At 66.8% G+C, this 17052-nt stretch carries 15 protein-coding genes; 2 read left to right on the forward strand and 13 right to left on the reverse strand.

Annotated elements, in window-relative coordinates; all coding sequences use genetic code 11:
- Positions 1–157 precede the first annotated feature (157 nt).
- Positions 158–787 carry a 30S ribosomal protein S4 gene (gene rpsD / locus ACPYN9_RS03370; protein WP_424463905.1) on the reverse strand — a complete coding sequence of 210 codons (630 nt, stop codon included), beginning with the start codon at positions 785–787 and terminating at the stop codon, positions 158–160.
- A 197-nt stretch (positions 788–984) separates the two neighbouring features.
- Positions 985–2310, reverse strand: coding sequence for a replication-associated recombination protein A (locus ACPYN9_RS03375; RefSeq protein WP_424463906.1), 1326 nt, complete (start codon positions 2308–2310; stop codon positions 985–987).
- A gap of 69 nt (positions 2311–2379) precedes the next feature.
- On the opposite strand from ACPYN9_RS03375, the gene ACPYN9_RS03380 reads away from it, so the two are divergent.
- Complete coding sequence (locus ACPYN9_RS03380; protein WP_424463908.1) at positions 2380–3159, forward strand: peptidylprolyl isomerase; 780 nt, start codon at positions 2380–2382, stop codon at positions 3157–3159.
- A 148-nt stretch (positions 3160–3307) separates the two neighbouring features.
- The gene (locus ACPYN9_RS03385; RefSeq protein ID WP_424463910.1) at positions 3308–4540 is read left to right on the forward strand and encodes a DUF349 domain-containing protein; all 1233 of its coding nucleotides are present in this window, start codon (positions 3308–3310) and stop codon (positions 4538–4540) included.
- 589 nt (positions 4541–5129) lie between these two features.
- On the opposite strand, the gene ACPYN9_RS03390 is transcribed toward ACPYN9_RS03385, so the two are convergent.
- The 11 genes from ACPYN9_RS03390 to pdxS form a co-directional block, all read right to left on the reverse strand.
- Positions 5130–7364, reverse strand: a complete 2235-nt coding sequence (locus tag ACPYN9_RS03390) for a RelA/SpoT family protein (protein ID WP_424463911.1) — start codon at positions 7362–7364, stop codon at positions 5130–5132.
- A gap of 85 nt (positions 7365–7449) precedes the next feature.
- On the reverse strand, positions 7450–8520 hold the full coding sequence (gene secF / locus ACPYN9_RS03395; protein WP_424463913.1) for a protein translocase subunit SecF: 1071 nt from the start codon (positions 8518–8520) through the stop codon (positions 7450–7452).
- Complete coding sequence (gene secD, locus ACPYN9_RS03400) at positions 8520–10280, reverse strand: protein translocase subunit SecD (protein WP_424463915.1); 1761 nt, start codon at positions 10278–10280, stop codon at positions 8520–8522. The genes secF and secD overlap by 1 nt, the downstream gene beginning before the upstream one ends.
- 58 nt (positions 10281–10338) lie before the next feature.
- The gene (gene yajC / locus ACPYN9_RS03405) at positions 10339–10734 is read right to left on the reverse strand and encodes a preprotein translocase subunit YajC (protein ID WP_424463917.1); all 396 of its coding nucleotides are present in this window, start codon (positions 10732–10734) and stop codon (positions 10339–10341) included.
- A gap of 123 nt (positions 10735–10857) precedes the next feature.
- A complete protein-coding gene (ruvB, locus tag ACPYN9_RS03410) occupies positions 10858–11892 on the reverse strand; it encodes a Holliday junction branch migration DNA helicase RuvB (RefSeq protein ID WP_424463918.1) in 1035 nt (344 codons plus the stop codon).
- Positions 11889–12512 carry a Holliday junction branch migration protein RuvA gene (gene ruvA / locus ACPYN9_RS03415; RefSeq protein ID WP_424463920.1) on the reverse strand — a complete coding sequence of 208 codons (624 nt, stop codon included), beginning with the start codon at positions 12510–12512 and terminating at the stop codon, positions 11889–11891. The genes ruvB and ruvA overlap by 4 nt, the downstream gene beginning before the upstream one ends.
- Positions 12513–12516: 4 nt before the next feature.
- Positions 12517–13143, reverse strand: a complete 627-nt coding sequence (gene ruvC, locus ACPYN9_RS03420) for a crossover junction endodeoxyribonuclease RuvC (RefSeq protein ID WP_424463921.1) — start codon at positions 13141–13143, stop codon at positions 12517–12519.
- Between the two features lie 5 nt (positions 13144–13148).
- A complete protein-coding gene (locus ACPYN9_RS03425) occupies positions 13149–13913 on the reverse strand; it encodes a YebC/PmpR family DNA-binding transcriptional regulator (RefSeq protein ID WP_424463923.1) in 765 nt (254 codons plus the stop codon).
- Positions 13914–14062: 149 nt separating this feature from the next.
- Positions 14063–15367, reverse strand: a complete 1305-nt coding sequence (locus tag ACPYN9_RS03430) for a M18 family aminopeptidase (protein ID WP_424463925.1) — start codon at positions 15365–15367, stop codon at positions 14063–14065.
- A gap of 50 nt (positions 15368–15417) precedes the next feature.
- Positions 15418–16014: a pyridoxal 5'-phosphate synthase glutaminase subunit PdxT gene (pdxT, locus tag ACPYN9_RS03435; protein WP_424463926.1), complete on the reverse strand. Its 597-nt coding sequence runs from the start codon at positions 16012–16014 to the stop codon at positions 15418–15420.
- A gap of 6 nt (positions 16015–16020) precedes the next feature.
- Positions 16021–16938: a pyridoxal 5'-phosphate synthase lyase subunit PdxS gene (gene pdxS, locus ACPYN9_RS03440; protein WP_424463928.1), complete on the reverse strand. Its 918-nt coding sequence runs from the start codon at positions 16936–16938 to the stop codon at positions 16021–16023.
- Positions 16939–17052: the final 114 nt, after the last annotated feature.

The following is a 17052-nucleotide window of genomic DNA, read 5'->3' on the forward strand; positions in this document are numbered from 1 at the left end:
GCGCGGCACAGCGCCGCACGGATAGACGAGCGACGCAGCGCCGCAGGACAGACAAAAGGGCGGGTCATCTTGCGATGACCCGCCCCCATGTTAGTTGGCTCTGGCCGCTCGGGGTGTCCCGAACTGCCAGTTCCGGCGAACCGGAGCGCCGACTTGGCTAGCGAGCAGCGTAGTACTCGACGACGAGCTGGACTTCACACGTCACCGGAACTTCGGCGCGCTTCGGCCGACGCACGAGGCGCGACTGGAGCGTTGCGAGGTCGACGTCGAGGTACGCGGGGACCTTGGGGAGGACGTCCGCGTGACCACCGGCTGCGGCGACCTGGAAGACCTCGAGGGCCTCCGAGCGCTGCTTGACCTGGATGAGCTGACCCGGCTTCACGCGGAAGCTGGGGCGGTCGACGAGCTTGCCGTCGACGAGGATGTGGCGGTGCACAACGAGCTGACGAGCCTGTGCCGTGGTGCGGGCAAAGCCCGAACGGAGGACAAGCGCGTCGAGGCGCATCTCGAGGAGCTCGACGAGGTTCTCACCCGTCAGGCCTGCCGCGCGACGCGACTCTTCGAAGACGATGCGAAGCTGCTTCTCGCGGAGCCCGTACTGGGCGCGCAGACGCTGCTTCTCGCGCAGACGGACGGCGTAGTCGCTGTCAGTCTTGCGACGCGTGCGGCCGTGCTCTCCCGGTGCGTACGGGCGCTTCTCGAGCGCGCGCTCTGCCTTCGGGGTGAGTGCGATGCCGAGTGCGCGACTGAGGCGCACCTTGCTGCGTGAACGTGAGGTCTTGGACACAATTGCCTTTCGAGCGAAGTTTGGCGCGCGTGAGCGCGCAGAAATGAAGTTGCTCTCCGCCAAGGCCATGCCCCGGCGTCAAACTTGAGCAGTGTCGTGCGTGCGTCGGCTACAGACTGCACACCTTGCCCCCGAGCGCGCAGCCGCACGCGACCTCGAGAGGTAGACCGAGAAAGCCTAGCACAGGGGTGGCAGAGCTAGTTTCCCGGCTTGGTGATCGCGCGGAGCTTCTCGAGTCGCGCGGCGACTTCCCGCTCCTCGCCGAACCTCGTCGGTGAGTAGTACTCCCGGTGGCTGAGTTCGTCCGGCAGGTACTGCTGCTCCGAGACCCCCCTCGGGTCGTCGTGCGGGTACTTATACCCCTTGCCGTGGCCGAGGCGTTTGGCGCCCGCGTAGTGCGCGTCGCGCAGGTGCTTCGGCACGCGGCCGATGCCTCCCGCCTTCACGTCTGCGATCGCGGCGTTGATTCCTGCGTAGGCGGCATTCGACTTCGGCGCTGTCGCGAGAAACACCGTCGCCTGGGCGAGCGGGATTCGCCCCTCCGGCATCCCTATGAGCTGCACCGCGTCAGCAGCGGCGACGGCCATCTCCAGGCCTCGCGGTTCCGCCAGGCCGATGTCCTCGCTCGCGAGCACGATAAGTCGACGGGCGATGAACCGCGGGTCCTCCCCCGCGACGATCATGCGGGCGAGGTAATGGAGTGCGGCGTCCGGGTCGCTTCCCCGCACCGACTTGATGAACGCACTGATGACGTCATAGTGCTCATCCCCGTCGCGGTCGTAGCGAAGGAGTGCCTGGTCGGATGCGCTCGCCACGATCTCGGCGTCGATCGTCGACTGCTCGGACGCCTGCGCGGCAGCCGCGGCGGCTTCGAGCGTTGTGAGGGCGCGGCGAGCATCTCCTGAGGAGAACTGGACGATCGCGCGCTTGGCGTCGTCAGCGAGATCGAACGCGCCGGCGAGGCCGCGCTTGTCGTCGACCGCTCGATCGAGGAGCTCGATCAGGTCCGACTCATCCAACGGCTGGAGGGTCAGGAGGAGGCTCCGCGAGAGCAGCGGGCTGATGACCGAGAAGGATGGATTCTCGGTCGTAGCCGCCACCAGCGTCACCCACCCGTTTTCAACCCCCGGGAGCAGCGCGTCCTGCTGGGCCTTCGTGAAGCGGTGAATCTCGTCGAGGAACAGCACCGATTGAATGCCGTAGAGATCTCGCTGGCTCAGCGCCTCGTCCATGACCTGACGCACGTCCTTGACGCCTGCCGAGATGGCCGAGAGCTGCGTGAAGCGCTTACCTGAAGTGTGCGCGATCGCCTGCGCGAGCGTGGTCTTGCCGGTTCCGGGGGGTCCCCACAGGATGACGGACGTCCCAGCCCGCGCGTCCTGATCCGGCGAAGCGAGCGCGCGCAGCGGTGAGCCGGGCCGCAGCAGGTGCCGCTGCCCCACGACCTCGTCGAGAGATCTCGGGCGCATCCGCACCGCAAGGGGCGCAGTCGTGCCCGCAAGGCTTGGCGCGTCACCGGTCATGAGGCCCGATGTTAGTAAACTCCCCTCTGGTGCCTGCACGGCATGCTGAAGACGAGCGAATGAGGCACAGTGGCAACTTCGGATAAGAACACCCGAGAGCAGCGTCGGCGTACCCGCGAGTACGAGGCGCGCGTCGCCGTCCACGAGCGCGGCGTTCGTCGACGGAGCCGGGACAACCGAGTCTGGACGATCGCTCTCGTGGTGGTCGCACTCGTGGTTGGCGCACTGCAGGTCTTCTACTTCACCGGAGGACCAGGAGCATCCGCACCGGTCGCCGACGCGACCGCGACGCCTACCGCCACGCCGGCCAGCGAGGCTCCCGATCCTTCCCTCGCCGAAGACCGCACCTGGACCGGTGAGATGACCTTCAACGACGACATCACGCTGGACATCGAGCTCGACGGTGCCGCCGCCCCGCAGGCCGTCGCGAACATGGTCGCGCTGAGTGGCGAGAACTACTTCACCGACACCTCCTGTCACCGCCTCACGACGGAGGGCCTCTTTGTGCTGCAGTGCGGCGACCCGACGGGCACCGGCACTGGCGGACCCGGCTACAGCTGGGGCCCCATCGAGAACGCGCCGGAGGACGGTGTGTACCCCGCCGGGACCATCGCGATGGCCCGCCAGGGCGGCAACGCCGAGAGCATGGGCAGTCAGTTCTTCATCGTGTACGAGGAGACCACCCTGCCAGGCGACGCGGCAGGCGGCTACACGGTCATGGGCCAGGTTACGGGCGGCCTCGACCAGCTCATCTCCGGGATCGTTGACGAAGGTGTCGATCCAGCATCTGGCGCCGGTGACGGTGCACCGCTTGCTCCAGCGGTGATCACCTCGCTCTCGTTGAAGTAGCGCGTCGATCGCTCCCGCGTGCGGCATCGAGACTCCCGCCGCACCGAGAGACTGGGCATGCGCTGGTGAAGGAATCCTCCGCAGTGTCCTAGCATGGGGAGTCAGTCGCGCAAGCTGCGCAAACGCCTACCGTGAGGGAATACCCGCCATGTCTGCACTCCCCCAGAATCCGTGGGGCCGCGTCGAAGAAGACGGCACCGTGTACGTGATCGAAGAAGGTACTGAGCGCAAGGTCGGCCAGTACCCCGACGGCACGGCCGAGGAAGCTCTCGCGTACTTTGTCCGCAAGTTCTCCGACCTCGAAGGCCAGGTCTCGCTGCTCGAGCAGCGCGTCAAGAACGGCGCGCCCGCCTCCGACATCGCGAAGTCGGCCAAGCACCTCAGCGCGCAGCTCTCCGGGGCGAACGCCGTGGGTGACCTCGCCGCGCTTCGCTCGCGCCTCGAGGCGCTCGGGGGCACGGTGAGCGAGCTCACGGAGCAGCAGCGCGAGGCCCAGCAGGAAGAAATCGCTGCCGCGCTTCAAGAGCGTGAGGCGATCGTCGTCGAGGCCGAGCGCCTGGCTGCCCAGCCGCCGGCGTCCATCCAGTGGAAGCAGACGACGGCGAGTATCGACGAGCTCTTCTCGAAGTGGAAGGCCCACCAGCAGGACGGGCCCCGCCTGCCGAAGGCCGAAGCCAACGCGCTGTGGAAGCGCTTCCGCGGTGCACGCAGCACGCTCGAGCGTGAGCGTCGCGCGTTCTTCGCTGAGCTCGATGCGAGCCACAAGACGGCCCGGGATGCGAAAACCAAGATCCTCGAACGTGCCGAGGCCCTCGCTCCTCGGGGTGCTGACGGTGTCGCCGAGTACCGGCGTTTGCTCGACGAGTGGAAGGCCGCCGGGCGAGCTGGCCGCAAGTACGACGACGCGCTGTGGAACCAGTTCAAAGCGGCTGGCGATGTGCTCTTCCAGGCGAAGGGCGAGGTCGACGCGGCCGAGAACGAGGAGTACGCGGCGAACTACGAGGCGAAGGCTGCACTCCTTGAGGAAGCGTCCCCCATCCTCCAGCTGACCGACCGGCGCGCCGCGCGCGAGAAGCTTGCCGATATCCAGCGGCGCTGGGACGAGATCGGACGCGTTCCGCGCGAGAACTTCAAGGCGACAGAAGACCGCCTCCGCGCCATTGAGCAGCACGTGCGCAAGCTCGACGACGACCACTGGCAGAAGTCGAACCCAGAGCGTCAGGCGCGAAGCCAGGGGCTGCACAGCCAGCTCACTGAGGCGATCGAGAAGCTCGAGGCCGAGCGTGCCGACGCCGAGGCGCGTGGCGACCAGCGTGCCGTCAAGGAGGCCGAAGAGGCCCTTGAGGCACGACGGGTCTGGCTCGGAGCGATCGGTAGCTGAGCGGCGCACTCTCCACAGCTCGCTGAGCTGTTCGGAGTAGGCCGGCAGAGTGGGGCAGGATGCGAACGTGCATCCTGCTCCATTGCTTCGTCTGCCGGAGGTCGAGCTCCAGGCGATGGTGCGAGACGGGCACATCGTCCGGTTCGGTCACCCCGGTGCGGTCGGGTACATCTCGGTCGCCGAGCGCATCACCGCAGCAGACCGAGCGAGGACGCTGCAGCCGCTGCTCAGCGGGAGGTTCGCCGTTGGCGGGGCCTCGGCAGTCTGGGTGCACGCCGGGGGCCCAGCCCCCAGCCACGTCACGCTGGCGACACCGCGCGGTTTTCGGCCGCCGAAAGACGCCACGACCTGGGTGAGATACCGGTCGACCGCACCGTCCGACGACGCCGTCGTTGTACTCGGGGGTGTGCGCGTCGTGCGACCGTGGCGAGCGCTGCTCGACCTGCTGCATGACCCGGCGGCGACCCAAAACTCAATCGACCGAGCGGTGCACCTGCTCGGCCTTGACCCGGAGGCGTTGCTCGCACGGCAGGCCAGCGGTCGGCGTCCTTTCGCGACACAGGCCAGGCAACGCGCCGCCCTCGCGAAGCTACTGCGTCTTGACTCTGTACACGTCGTAGACCCCGTCGATGCGCCTGACGGCGTTGAGCACGCGGTCGAGGTGCGTGGTGTCCCCCATCTGGAAGGAGAACTTGCTGATGGCCAGGCGTGCCTTTGAGGTGTGCACGGTGGCGGACAGGATGTTCACGTGGTGCTCGCTCAGCACTCGAGTCACGTCGCTGAGCAGACCGGAGCGGTCGAGCGCCTCGACCTGGATATTGACAAGGAAGACGCTCGATGAGCTCGGCGCCCACTGCACCTCGATCATGCGTTCGGGCTCGCGGAGCAGGCTGGCCACGTTATTGCAGTCGGCGCGGTGCACCGAGACGCCCTGACCTCGGGTCACGAAGCCGAGGATCTCGTCTCCGGGCACCGGCGTGCAGCACTTGGCCACCTTGACCAGGATGTCGGGTGCTCCGCGCACGAGCACACCGGAGTCGCTTGTGGTCGGGATGGTCGTGCCTGGCGTGAACTGCGGGGCCTCGTCGGCTGCGGGAACATCCTGTTCCTGACGCAGGGCGGCCTGCAGCTTCTCCATGACCGACTGGGTCGAGACGTGACCGTCCCCGACGGCGGCGTACAGGGCGGTGACGTCGAGGTAGCGGAGATTGGAGGCGACCGAGGAGAACGCCTCCTGCACGTGGTCCTTGTTGAGCGGCAGGCCTGCCTTGCGGAGGGCCTTCGCGACGGAGTCCTTGCCCTGCTCGATGGCCTCGTCTCGGCGTTCTTTGGAGAACCACTGTCTGATCTTGTTCTTGGCGCGAGCACTCGCGACGAAGGTCAGCCAGTCCTGCTTCGGGCCCGCGTCGGGATTCTTCGAGGTGAAGACCTCGACGACATCGCCGTTCTGCAGCTTCGAGTCCAGGGGAAGCAGACGCCCGTTGACCTTGGCGCCCATCGTTCGGTGTCCCACATCCGTGTGGATCGCGTAGGCGAAGTCGACGGGCGTCGCGCCGGCGCTCAGCCCGATTACCTTGCCCTGTGGCGTGAAGACGTACACCTCCTTCGCCCCGAGGTCGAAGCGAAGGGAGTCGAGGAACTCCCCCGGATCGGTCGTCTCCTGCTGCCAGTCACTGAGGTGCTTGAGCCACGCCATCTCGGTGCGCGTCTCGTCGGCCTTGTCCTGCTTGCCGGACTGGGCGTTCTGCTTGTACATCCAGTGCGCGGCGACGCCGAACTCGGCGCGACGGTGCATCTCGACGGTTCGGATCTGGATCTCGACGGGTTTGCCGTCCGGACCGATGACCGTCGTGTGCAGGGACTGATAGAGATTGAATTTAGGGGTCGCGATGTAGTCCTTGAAGCGACCCGGCATCGGGGTCCACCTCGCGTGGATCGCACCGAGCACGCCGTAGCAGTCGCGCACCGAGTCGACGATGAGACGGATGGCAGTGAGGTCGTAGATCTCGTCGAAGTCGCGACCGCGCACGATCATCTTCTGGTAGATCGAGTAGAGCTCTTTCGGGCGACCGTAGACATCGCCGCGCATCTTGAGCTGGCGCAGGTCCGACTGCACCTCAGCGATGACGCGTTGCACGTATTTCTCGCGCTCCGGCTGCCGGTGTGCGACGAGGTTCTTGATCTCGGAGTAGATCTTGGGGTTGATGACCGCGAACGAGAGGTCCTCGAGTTCGTTCTTCATCGCCTGGATACCCATGCGGTGCGCCAACGGCGCGTAGATCTCGAGGGTCTCCTTGGCCTTGCTCTTGGCCTTCTCCGGAGACATGAAGCCCCAGGTGCGGGCGTTGTGGAGTCGGTCAGCGAGCTTGATGACGAGGACACGGATGTCCTTCGACATCGCGACGACCATTTTCCGGACGGTCTCGGCCTGTGCGTTGTCGCCGTACTTCACCTTGTCGAGCTTGGTGACGCCGTCGACGAGCATCGCGATCTCGTCGCCGAAGTCAGAGCGGAGCTCCTCGAGGGTGTACTCGGTGTCTTCGACGGTGTCGTGGAGGAGAGCTGCGGCGACCGTGATCGATCCGATGCCCAGATCGGCCAAGATCTTCGCGACCGCGACGGGGTGGGTGATGTACGGTTCGCCGCTGCGACGGAACTGCCCCTCGTGTGCGTCCTTCGCGACCTCGTAGGCGCGTTGCACGAGCGCGGTGTTCGCGCGCGGATCGTGCTTCCTCAGCGATTTGAGGATCGGCTCGAGGACGTGCACGGGCTGCTTCGCGAACATTCGCGGCATTCGCCAGCGCAGCGAGGAGACTTCACTCATGCAGCACCTCCATGTGAATCATCACCCTGGTCGGCGCGAGCACGCGGACCAGGGTGATGACAAGCTATCACCGTGCGGGCTGTTCTCAGGACGCCGAGGCCTTCGGCGCCGGCTCAGCGGTGTCGGCGTCTTCGTCTAGGTCCTCGTCGTCCTCGATCGAGGCCTCCGAGCGGTCCTTCTGTGCGCGAGCTCGTGCCGTGAGGATGCGCTTGTCGGTTCGAGCGATCTCCGGCTCGCGTGAGCGAAGCGCTGCGTACAGCGGACCGGCGAGGAAGATCGTCGAGAGCGCTCCGACGAAGATGCCGATGAAGAGCGCGAGGGCGATGTCGCGGAGCGTGCCAGCGCCCATCAGGAAGGCGCCGATGAAGAGGATCGCGCCGACGGGGAGCAGCGCCACGACCGACGTGTTGATCGATCGCACGAGCGTCTGGTTGATGGCCAGGTTCACGAGCTCACCGAAGGTGCGCGAGGACTCCGCGTTGTAATCCTCAGCGTTCTCACGGATCTTGTCGAACACCACGACGGTGTCGTAGAGCGAGTAGCCGAGGATCGTGAGGAACCCGATGACCGCCGCTGGCGTGACCTCGACACCGGTGACGGCGTAGACGCCGGCTGTGACGACCAGGTCGTGCGCGAGGGCGACGAGTGCCGCGATCGACATCTTCCAGGTGCGGAAGTAGAGCGACATGAGGACGGCGGCGATGGCGACGAAGACAGCGAGGCCGATGACCATCTGGCGGGTGATGTCCTGCCCCCAGGACGGCCCGATGGTCGAGAGGTTGACGTCCTCAACGGGAACCGAGTACGCCTCTGCGAGCAGGGCGCGAAGCTCGGTGTTGGCGTCTTCGGACAGCGAGTCCGTCTGCACTCGGATCGCGCCGTCGCCGAGTACGGCGACCTTCGCCGGTGTCGGCGTGAACTCCGCTGCTGCCGCGATCGCGGGCTCCTGCTCATCCGTTGCCGGTTGCGAAACGAGGAACTCCGATCCGCCGGTGAACTCAATGCCGAGCTCGAGCCCGCCTCGGAAGATCGGGACCAGGATCGAGATCAGGACGGCGATGCCCGCGATGGCGAACCAGATCTTTCGCTTTCCGACGAAGTCGAAGGAGCGCTCACCGGTGTAGAGGTCGTTGCCGAGCGTCTGGAACTTGCTCATCAGGCCTTCTCCCCATTGCTTGTCGTCGAGGTCTGATCTGGGGTCGTGGACCCGGCCGCGACGAGGTCGTCGTTGGCCTTCTTCGCGGCCTCTGCTTTTCGCTCGGCGAGCGTCTGGCGCTTCGTAGCCTCGCGGCTCGCGCCGCGCTTCTTCTGCTCAGGAGCACGGAACGTGCCGCGGCCCCGGTAGACCGCACCCAGCGAGCGGGGGTCGAGGCCGGATGCCGGGTGGCCGTCTGCGAAGAACGAGGTGCGTGCCAGAAGGCGCATCAGCGGATGCGTGAACAGGGTGACCACGATGATGTCGATGATCGTCGTGATGCCGAGGGTCAGCGCGAAGCCTCGGACGTTGCCGACCGCGACAAACAGCAGCACGATCGCGACGAGGAAGTTGACCGCGTCGGAGGCGAGGATCGTGCGGATGGCGCGAGTCCAGCCGCCCTCGACTGCCGAGACGAGGCCCTTGCCGTCGCGCAGCTCGTCCTTGATTCGCTCGAAGTAGACGATGAAGGAGTCAGCAGTGATGCCGATGGCGACGATGAGGCCCGCGACACCCGCCAGGGAAAGCCGGTACCCCTCTTGGTTGGAGAGGTAGGTCACGACGATGTAGGTCAGTGTCGCCGCAATCGCGAGCGACGCAACGGTCACCAGGCCGAGGGTTCGATATTGGAAGAACGAGTACACGACCACGGCCGCCAGACCGATCAGACCGGCGATGAGGCCGTTGACGAGCTGGGAGCTACCGAGGGTCGCTGAGATCGTCGAGGTGGACTGTGCGACGAAGTTGAACGGCAGCGCGCCGAACTTGAGCTGGTCGGCGAGTGCCTTCGCGCTCTCCTCGTTGAAGTTGCCGGAGATCTGCGGCTTGCCGTCCGTGATGGCCGCGTTTGTCGTCGGCGCGACGATGACCTTGTTGTCGAGCGTGACGGCGAACCGGTTCTGGTTCTCAGTGAGGCCGACGAGTCGCTCGGTCACCGCGGCGAACTCCTGCGTGCCCTGGGCGTCGAACTCGATGTTGACCGCCCACTGGTTGGTGGTCGCACCCGTGCTGGTCGTGGTGAGGCCGCTCGAGGCGTCAGCGATGCGCTCACCCGTGACCTCGACCGGACCAAGGACGTACTTCTCGGTTCCGGTGTCGTCGCAGGTGATGAGTGGCTTGGTGGGGTCGATCTCTGCGGCGGGCGCGAGATCGGCGCAGTTGAACTGCAGGAAGTCGACGTAGGTCTGCTCGGTGACCCAGTTCAGGTCGCTCGCGTCGGTCGGCTCGGCCGTCGGTGTGGTCGAGAGCTCTTCTGGAAGCTGGTCCGCAGGAATCGCCTGGCTGTTCGCCGCCTGGTCTGCGACGAGCACCGCACGGAACTCGAGCTTCGCAGAGTTCTCGATGCGGTCGCGCGTGAGCTGATCCATCTCGCCGGGAACGGAGACGACGATGTTCCGGCCGCCCTGCGTGGTGATCTCAGCTTCCGAGACGCCTGACGCGTCGATGCGCTGACGGATGATCGAGACCGCCTGCTGCATCTGCTCGGAGGAAGGATCTGCCTGCCCCTCGGGCAGCTGTGCCGCGAGAACGACCTGTGTCCCGCCCTCGAGGTCGAGCGCGAGACGCGGAGTCCACTGACCGCCCTGGGTGGCGACCGCCAGCCAGTTGAGGCCAACGAGGGCAAGGATGAGGATCAAGAGCCACGTGAGCGTGCGCCAGGCGCGCTGGACGATGCCAGCACCCCGACCACGACGCGCCGATGACGTTGTCGACTTCGCCAAGAGAGTTCTGCCTTCTGACCTCGAGACGAGGCCCGTGCGTGAGAGGTGAGGGAGTCGCCTACGCCTTGTTGATGTTCGGACCGGACTCGGAGCCGTTGTCGCCGTCGCGACGCTCCGCCTCGGCGTCAGCCTCGACGTCGGAGCGCTCCTCGACCGTCTCGTGCTCGGCGAGCGCCGAGGCGTCGTCCGGAACCGCTGGGGTGAGGATGTTGGCGATCGTCATCGAGTGCACGCGCAGCCGGGTGCCCGGCTCGGACTCAATGGTCGTGATGTTGTTGTCCTCATCGATGTCGACAATGGTGCCGTAGACGCCGCTCTGCGTCATGACGTCGGCGCCGATGACAGCGCTGCTGCGCATCTCCTGCTGCTGCTGAGTCCGCTTCTTGTTGCTGCGCCACATGAAGAAGATCATGACGCCGAGGAGGACGAGGGGAAGAAGAAGCGTGAGATCCATTGGGTGCCTTTCTGGCAGTCCGTACTACGACTATGCACGCCCGGAACGACGGCAAACGCATCTAGTGTACGTCGCACACGGTCGGATGTCGCTCAGCTGAGTGTCGAAGGTTGTGCGGCGGCGCTAGAGGTCGAGCACAGGTCCCTGCGATGCCGCTCCCCCTGGCAGGGCTCGACCGAGATGCGCGTACGCGTGCTGTGTCGCGACGCGTCCACGCTGGGTTCTCGTGACCAGCCCCGTTCGCACCAGGAAGGGCTCCACCACACTCTCGACCGTCTCCGCTTCCTCGCCCACCGAGACGGCCAGCGACCGGACGCCGACGGGACCTCCGCCGAAGCGATCGATGAGCGCCTGCAGCACCGCTCTGTCGAGGCGGTCGAGGCCGAGCGCGTCCACGTCGTACACCAGGAGTGCGTGCTGCACCGCCTGCTCGTCTGCGTCGGTCTCGTGCACCAGTGCGTAGTCGCGCACGCGCCGCAGGAGCCTGTTGGCGATGCGCGGTGTGCCGCGGCTGCGTGTCGCGATCTCCGCCAGGGCCGCGTCGTCGATGCGGAGGTCGAGGAGGCGCGCTGCTCGCGCGAGCACTCGCTCGAGCTCCTGGTCTTCGTAGAACTCGAGGTGCGCCGTGAAGCCGAAGCGGTCGCGAAGGGGGTTCGGGAGGAGCCCCGCGCGCGTGGTGGCTCCGATCACGGTGAACGGTGCAAGCTCGAGCGGCACGCTCGTGGCTCCGGCCCCCTTGCCGACCATGATGTCAATGCGGAAGTCCTCCATCGCGAGGTAGAGCATCTCTTCGGCCGTGCGCGCCATGCGATGGATCTCGTCGATGAAGAGCAGCTCACCCGGCACCAGGCTCGAGAGCACGGCGGCGAGGTCGCCGGCATGCTGCAGTGCTGGGCCGCTCGTGAGACGAATCGGCTGCCCGGTCTCCTCCGCCACGATGAGCGCGAGTGTGGTCTTGCCGAGTCCGGGAGGTCCCGCGAGCAGGATGTGGTCGGGTGTGCGGCTCTGCATCGCCGCGGCCTTCAGCAGCAGCTCCAGTTGCACGCGCACCTTCGCCTGGCCGACGAACTCCGCGAGGTTCGCTGGCCTGAGCGCGCCCTCGAAGGCGATCTCAGCTTCGGACTCCGGTGCCTCGGGGATGCGCGATGCGTCGGTCATGAGCGGCTCCCGGCGGGCCCGAGCAGCTTGAGCGTGGCGCGGAGGAGCGTCGCCACGTCTGGGTTTTCGCCGTCGAGGGCCTTGGCGGCGTCTTCGACAGCTGGGGCTGCTTGACGTTCTGCGTAGCCGAGCCCCAGGAGCGCCTCGACGACATCACGGCGGAGCGCTACGGAACCGCTCGCGGCTCCCTGCCCGTCGGGTGCGGTCCCCGGTGCGGCGGCGAGCGCGATCTTGCCCGCGAGCGACAGGATGATGAGCTTGGCCGTTTTCGGGCCGATGCCGCTGACGGCGGTGAAGGCCTTGACGTCCTCGTCGGCGACGGCGCGGGCCACTTGCTCCGGTTCGAGCTGCGCGAGCACCCCGAGCGCGGACTTCGGACCGACGCCGGTCACCGTGATGAGGTGCTCAAAGATCTCCAGCTCTTCCGGTCGTTGGAAGCCATAGAGCGTCCAGGCGTCCTCGCGCACCACGAGGTGGGTGCGCAGCAGCACCTCGGTGTCCAGGCGGAGCTGCAGTGCATGCGCCGGAGTCACGTGCACCTGGTAGCCGACGCCAGCGGCCTCGATCGTGACCGTGGTGGCGGTCCGGTACAGCACCTGGCCGCGAAGGGAAGCAATCACCGGACTACCGTACGCGGCGGTCGCGAGATTTTGCGGCACGCTCGGCGGCGAGCCACGCGCTCTGCGCCGCGGTCGGCGCATCCCTCTGGTGGGAGGCATTGCCGGACTGCTGCGGCGCGGACGCTCGCGTGGCGGCGGCGCTGGCGGCGCCGAGGGGGGACTTCCAGGCGGAGCAGATGGCCAGAGCGAGCGCGTCGGCGGCGTCGGCCGGCTTCGGGATGGCGTCGAGCCTCAGGATCCGCTGCACCATAGTTCCGACCTGCTGCTTTTCGGCGGATCCGTAGCCGGTGACAGCCGCCTTGACCTCGGATGGCGTGTGGAGCGCTGAGGAGATGCCCCGCCGCTCCGCGGTGACCAGCACCACGCCCGAGATCTGCGCGACCCCCATCACGCTCGGCAGGTTCTGCTGGGCGAACACGCGTTCCAGCGCGATCGAGTCAGGCTGAAAGTCGTCGAGAATCTTGTCGATGCCGTCGGACAGCACGCGAAGCCTGCGCGGCAGCTCGTCGCCCGGAGACGAGGTGACGACGGAGACGTGCACGAACTCCAGACGCTGGCGTCCGTGCACGTCGACGATGCCGAGACCGCAGCGGGTGAGACCCGGATCGATGCCCAGGATGCGCCGCGGCACGCTGGCTACTCGTCGTCTTCTGAGAGCTGCTGCTGGACCTCGGCCGAGACGTCGATGTTCGTGAAGATGTTCTGCACGTCGTCGCTGTCCTCGAGCGCGTCGATGAGCCGGAACACCTTGCGAGCGGTTTCCACGTCCGCTTCAACCTTGACGTTCGGCACGAACTCGGCGTCAGCGGAGTCGTAGTCGATGCCGGCGGCCTGGAGCGCCTCGCGAGCACTGACCATCTCGCTCGCCTCGGTGCGGATCTCGAACACGTGGCCGTGGTCGATGACCTCCTCCGCCCCCGCATCAAGCACGACCTCGAGGACGTCGTCTTCGGTCGGGGTCTCCTCGTGCGGGACGACGATGACGCCCTTGCGCTCGAAGTTGAAGGCCACCGAGCCTGGGTCTGCCATGTTGCCGCCATTGCGGCTCATCGCTGTGCGGACCTCCGCCGCTGCGCGGTTCTTATTGTCGGTGAGGCACTCGATCAGCAGGGCGATGCCTCCGGGCCCGTAGCCCTCGTACATGATCGTCGTGTAGTCGACCGACTCGCCGGTGAGGCCGGCACCGCGCTTCACCGCGCGGTTGATGTTGTCGATCGGGACGCTCGTCTTCTTTGCCTTCTGAATGGCATCGGCGAGCGTGGGGTTGCCGGAGACGTCGGCACCGCCGATCTTCGCCGCGACTTCGATGTTCTTGATGAGCTTGGCGAACGACTTCGCGCGGCGCGCGTCGATGACGGCCTTCTTGTGCTTGGTCGTCGCCCACTTGGAGTGTCCGGACATCTGTTCTCCGTTGTTCTAGCGCGTCTCGCCCGAGGCGGGCGCCTGCTGCTGATCGTGTGTACGCCGACCCGGCGGCCCAGAGACGAGGCGGCACGGTACGTGGTCGGCGAGCGGTCTGCCCGCCAGTTTACTCCGGCTTCTGTGAGGAGCTACGCCTGCTCCGGCCAGGCACCGGCGAGGAAGACGGCGAGCGCACGCTCGAGCGCCTCGATGTCCGCGATCGCCGCAAGCTCGCGCGCCGAATGCATGGAGAGGATCGGGATCCCCACGTCGACCGTGGAGACGCCGAGCCGTGTCGCGGAAATCGGGCCGATCGTCGAGCCGCAGGGCATAGCGTTGCTCGAGACGAACTTCTGAACCGCGACGCCCGCGTTCTGGCACACGCCCTTCCAGAGGGCGCTCCCCCGCGCATCCGTCGCGTAGCGCTGGTTCGCGTTCAGCTTGAGGAGCGTGCCGCGCCCGGCGATCGGGCGCGTGGCGTCGTCGTGCTTTTCCGAGTAGTTCGGGTGGATGCTGTGGCCGAGGTCACTCGAGACGAGCCAGGATGCTGCGAGGGCGCGCCGCTGCTCGGCAGGACCCGCGCCGAGCCCCTCTTGGATGCGCGCGAGCACGTCGCCAAGGAACGGGCCTGCGGCGCCGGACCGGCTGGCTGAGCCGACTTCCTCGTGATCGAAGGCCGCGATCACGGGGATGACCCCGCTCGGCACCGTCTCGACGAGGGCCGTCGTCGCCGCGTGCACGCTGACTAGGTTGTCGAGCCGAGCGCCCGCGAAGAGTGCCTCGCCGCTGCCGAAGAGCTGCGCCTGCTGCGTGTCGGCGAGAAATAGGTCGTAGCCGGTGACGCTTCCGGGTTCGACGCCTGCATCGGCGGCCAGCGCCTCGAGCACGCCGCCCGCAGACTCGAGGCCGAGTACGGGATGCGTATGACGTTGCGGGTCGAGCACCAGGCCCCGCTCGTTGACGCCGCGGTCGAGGTGGATGGCGAGCTGCGGGATGCGCGCCACCGGTCCGGTGGCCGCGAGCACCGTTGTGCCATCGGCGAGCGCCAGGCGCCCGGCGACACGCAGCTCACGGTCAAGCCAGGAGTTTAGTAGCGGGCCACCGTACACCTCGACCTCGAGCCGCTGCCACCCGTGCGAGGCCGACTCTGGCGTCGGCTTGAGCTTGAATCCCGGCGAGTCCGTGTGCGCGCCCACGATGGCGAACCGCGTCGTCGGCGTCGTCGACTCGGGCACGCGCCAGGCGATGACCGCGCCATCCCTGACGACCACGTAGCCACCGGGTTCGGACGGCCACTCCTGCCGTTCGTCGAGCGGCGTGAATCCCGCGTCCTCGAGACGCCTCGCGACTTCAGCGGCGGCGTGGAAGGACGACGGCGCGTCTCGGATGAACGAGCCGAGCGATTCGCTCACCTGCTTGCTCCGTGCGGACTTGCTCGGTCGGCGTCTCGCCATGCGCTGCTCCTTGCTCGCTGTCGGATCGTTCGGTCGTGGATGACTGCAGGCTAGCCTGCGTGTTCAGCAACCCTGTCGAGGAAGTATTGGTGGAATCGCGGCTCGCCGTTCATCTCGGGGTGGAATGACGTGCCGAGGAGGTTGCCCTGCGCGACGGCCACGACGCGGCCGTCCGGAAGAGCGGCCATGACCCGAGCGCGGGAACCGACCGCATCCACGACCGGGCCACGAATGAAGGTGGCATGCACTGCCGGCTCCCCGAGCTCCGGAACGTCGAGTTCCGTTTCGAACGACTGGTTCTGCGAGCCGAAGGCATTGCGCCGAACGGTCACGTCGAGTCCGCCGAAGCTCTGCTGTCCGGAGATCGCGTCGACCACCCTGTCGGCCAGCATGATCAGACCGGCACACGTGCCGAACACGGGCATGCCGTCCTCGATCCGTTTCCTGATGGGGCCGGCGACCTCGAAGAGGCGCGAAAGCTTGTCGATGACGCTCGACTCTCCCCCGGGGATGACCAAGCCGGCGACGGCCTCGAGCTGGGCCGGCGTGCGCACCAGGACCACGTCGGCGCCGAGGTCCGTGAGCACCCGTTGATGCTCACGGACGTCGCCTTGCAGCGCGAGGACGCCGACCGTCGGGGACGCCAAGCCTCGCTACCAGCCGCGCTCTGCGAGACGGTGCGGCGCGGGGAGGTCGGCGACGTTGATGCCGACCATCGCTTCGCCGAGTCCGCGCGACGCCTCTGCAATGACCGCCGGGTCGTCGTAGGAAGCGGTCGCCTTGACGATCGCAGCGGCGCGTTGCGCCGGGTTTCCCGACTTGAAGATGCCCGAGCCGACGAAGACGCCGTCCGCGCCGAGCTGCATCATCATGGCTGCGTCAGCAGGGGTTGCGACGCCACCAGCCGTGAAGAGCACGACGGGGAGCTTGCCGGTCTCGGCGATCTCTCGGACCAGCTCGTAGGGCGCCTGCAGCTCCTTGGCTGCCACATAGAGCTCGTCGCGCGTCATCGAGGTCAGGGCGGCGACTTCTGCTCGGATCTTACGGATATGCTTCGTGGCCTCGGAGACGTCCCCGGTGCCAGCCTCGCCCTTCGAGCGGATCATTGTAGCGCCCTCGTTGATGCGCCGCAGCGCCTCGCCGAGGTTCGTGGCACCGCACACGAACGGCGTCGTGAACTGCCACTTGTCGATGTGGTTCACGTAGTCGGCCGGGCTGAGCACCTCGGACTCGTCGATGTAGTCAACGTCGAGCGCCTGCAACACCTGGGCCTCGACGAAGTGGCCGATGCGAGCCTTCGCCATCACGGGAATCGAGACCTCGGCAATGATGCTCTCGATGAGGTCCGGGTCGCTCATGCGAGCGACGCCACCCTGCGCCCGGATGTCGGCGGGCACACGCTCGAGCGCCATGACGGCGACGGCGCCGGCATCCTCCGCGATGCGTGCCTGCTCGGCCGTCACGACGTCCATGATCACGCCGCCCTTGAGCATCTCGGCGAGGCCACGCTTGACCCGGTTCGAGCCCCTGGTGCCGTCGGCGTCCACGAGAGGTGCAGTGCTTTCGCTCATGTTGTCCTTACTTTCCGCATGCAGCAAGTGCAAGGCGGTTCGGGTGTGAATTGTGCTCAAGTGTAGACGCGGTCGCGAGCCGGAGTGGTTGGGCGAATGCCCAACGAAATCGTC

This window comes from Pseudoclavibacter helvolus, from assembly GCF_049707175.1.
GTDB lineage: Bacteria > Actinomycetota > Actinomycetes > Actinomycetales > Microbacteriaceae > Pseudoclavibacter > Pseudoclavibacter helvolus_A.

What these genes read in the sequence shown, in the direction of transcription:
- ACPYN9_RS03385 (WP_424463910.1), top strand. Translation starts at nt 3,308, where the DNA reads ATGTCTGCACTCCCCCAGAATCCGTGGGGCCGCGTCGAAGAAGACGGC.
- ACPYN9_RS03430 (WP_424463925.1), bottom strand. Translation starts at nt 15,367, where the DNA reads ATGGCGAGACGCCGACCGAGCAAGTCCGCACGGAGCAAGCAGGTGAGC.
- ruvB (WP_424463918.1), bottom strand. Translation starts at nt 11,892, where the DNA reads ATGACCGACGCATCGCGCATCCCCGAGGCACCGGAGTCCGAAGCTGAG.
- yajC (WP_424463917.1), bottom strand. Translation starts at nt 10,734, where the DNA reads ATGGATCTCACGCTTCTTCTTCCCCTCGTCCTCCTCGGCGTCATGATC.
- ACPYN9_RS03390 (WP_424463911.1), bottom strand. Translation starts at nt 7,364, where the DNA reads ATGAGTGAAGTCTCCTCGCTGCGCTGGCGAATGCCGCGAATGTTCGCG.
- ACPYN9_RS03425 (WP_424463923.1), bottom strand. Translation starts at nt 13,913, where the DNA reads ATGTCCGGACACTCCAAGTGGGCGACGACCAAGCACAAGAAGGCCGTC.
- pdxS (WP_424463928.1), bottom strand. Translation starts at nt 16,938, where the DNA reads ATGAGCGAAAGCACTGCACCTCTCGTGGACGCCGACGGCACCAGGGGC.
- secF (WP_424463913.1), bottom strand. Translation starts at nt 8,520, where the DNA reads ATGAGCAAGTTCCAGACGCTCGGCAACGACCTCTACACCGGTGAGCGC.
- ACPYN9_RS03375 (WP_424463906.1), bottom strand. Translation starts at nt 2,310, where the DNA reads ATGACCGGTGACGCGCCAAGCCTTGCGGGCACGACTGCGCCCCTTGCG.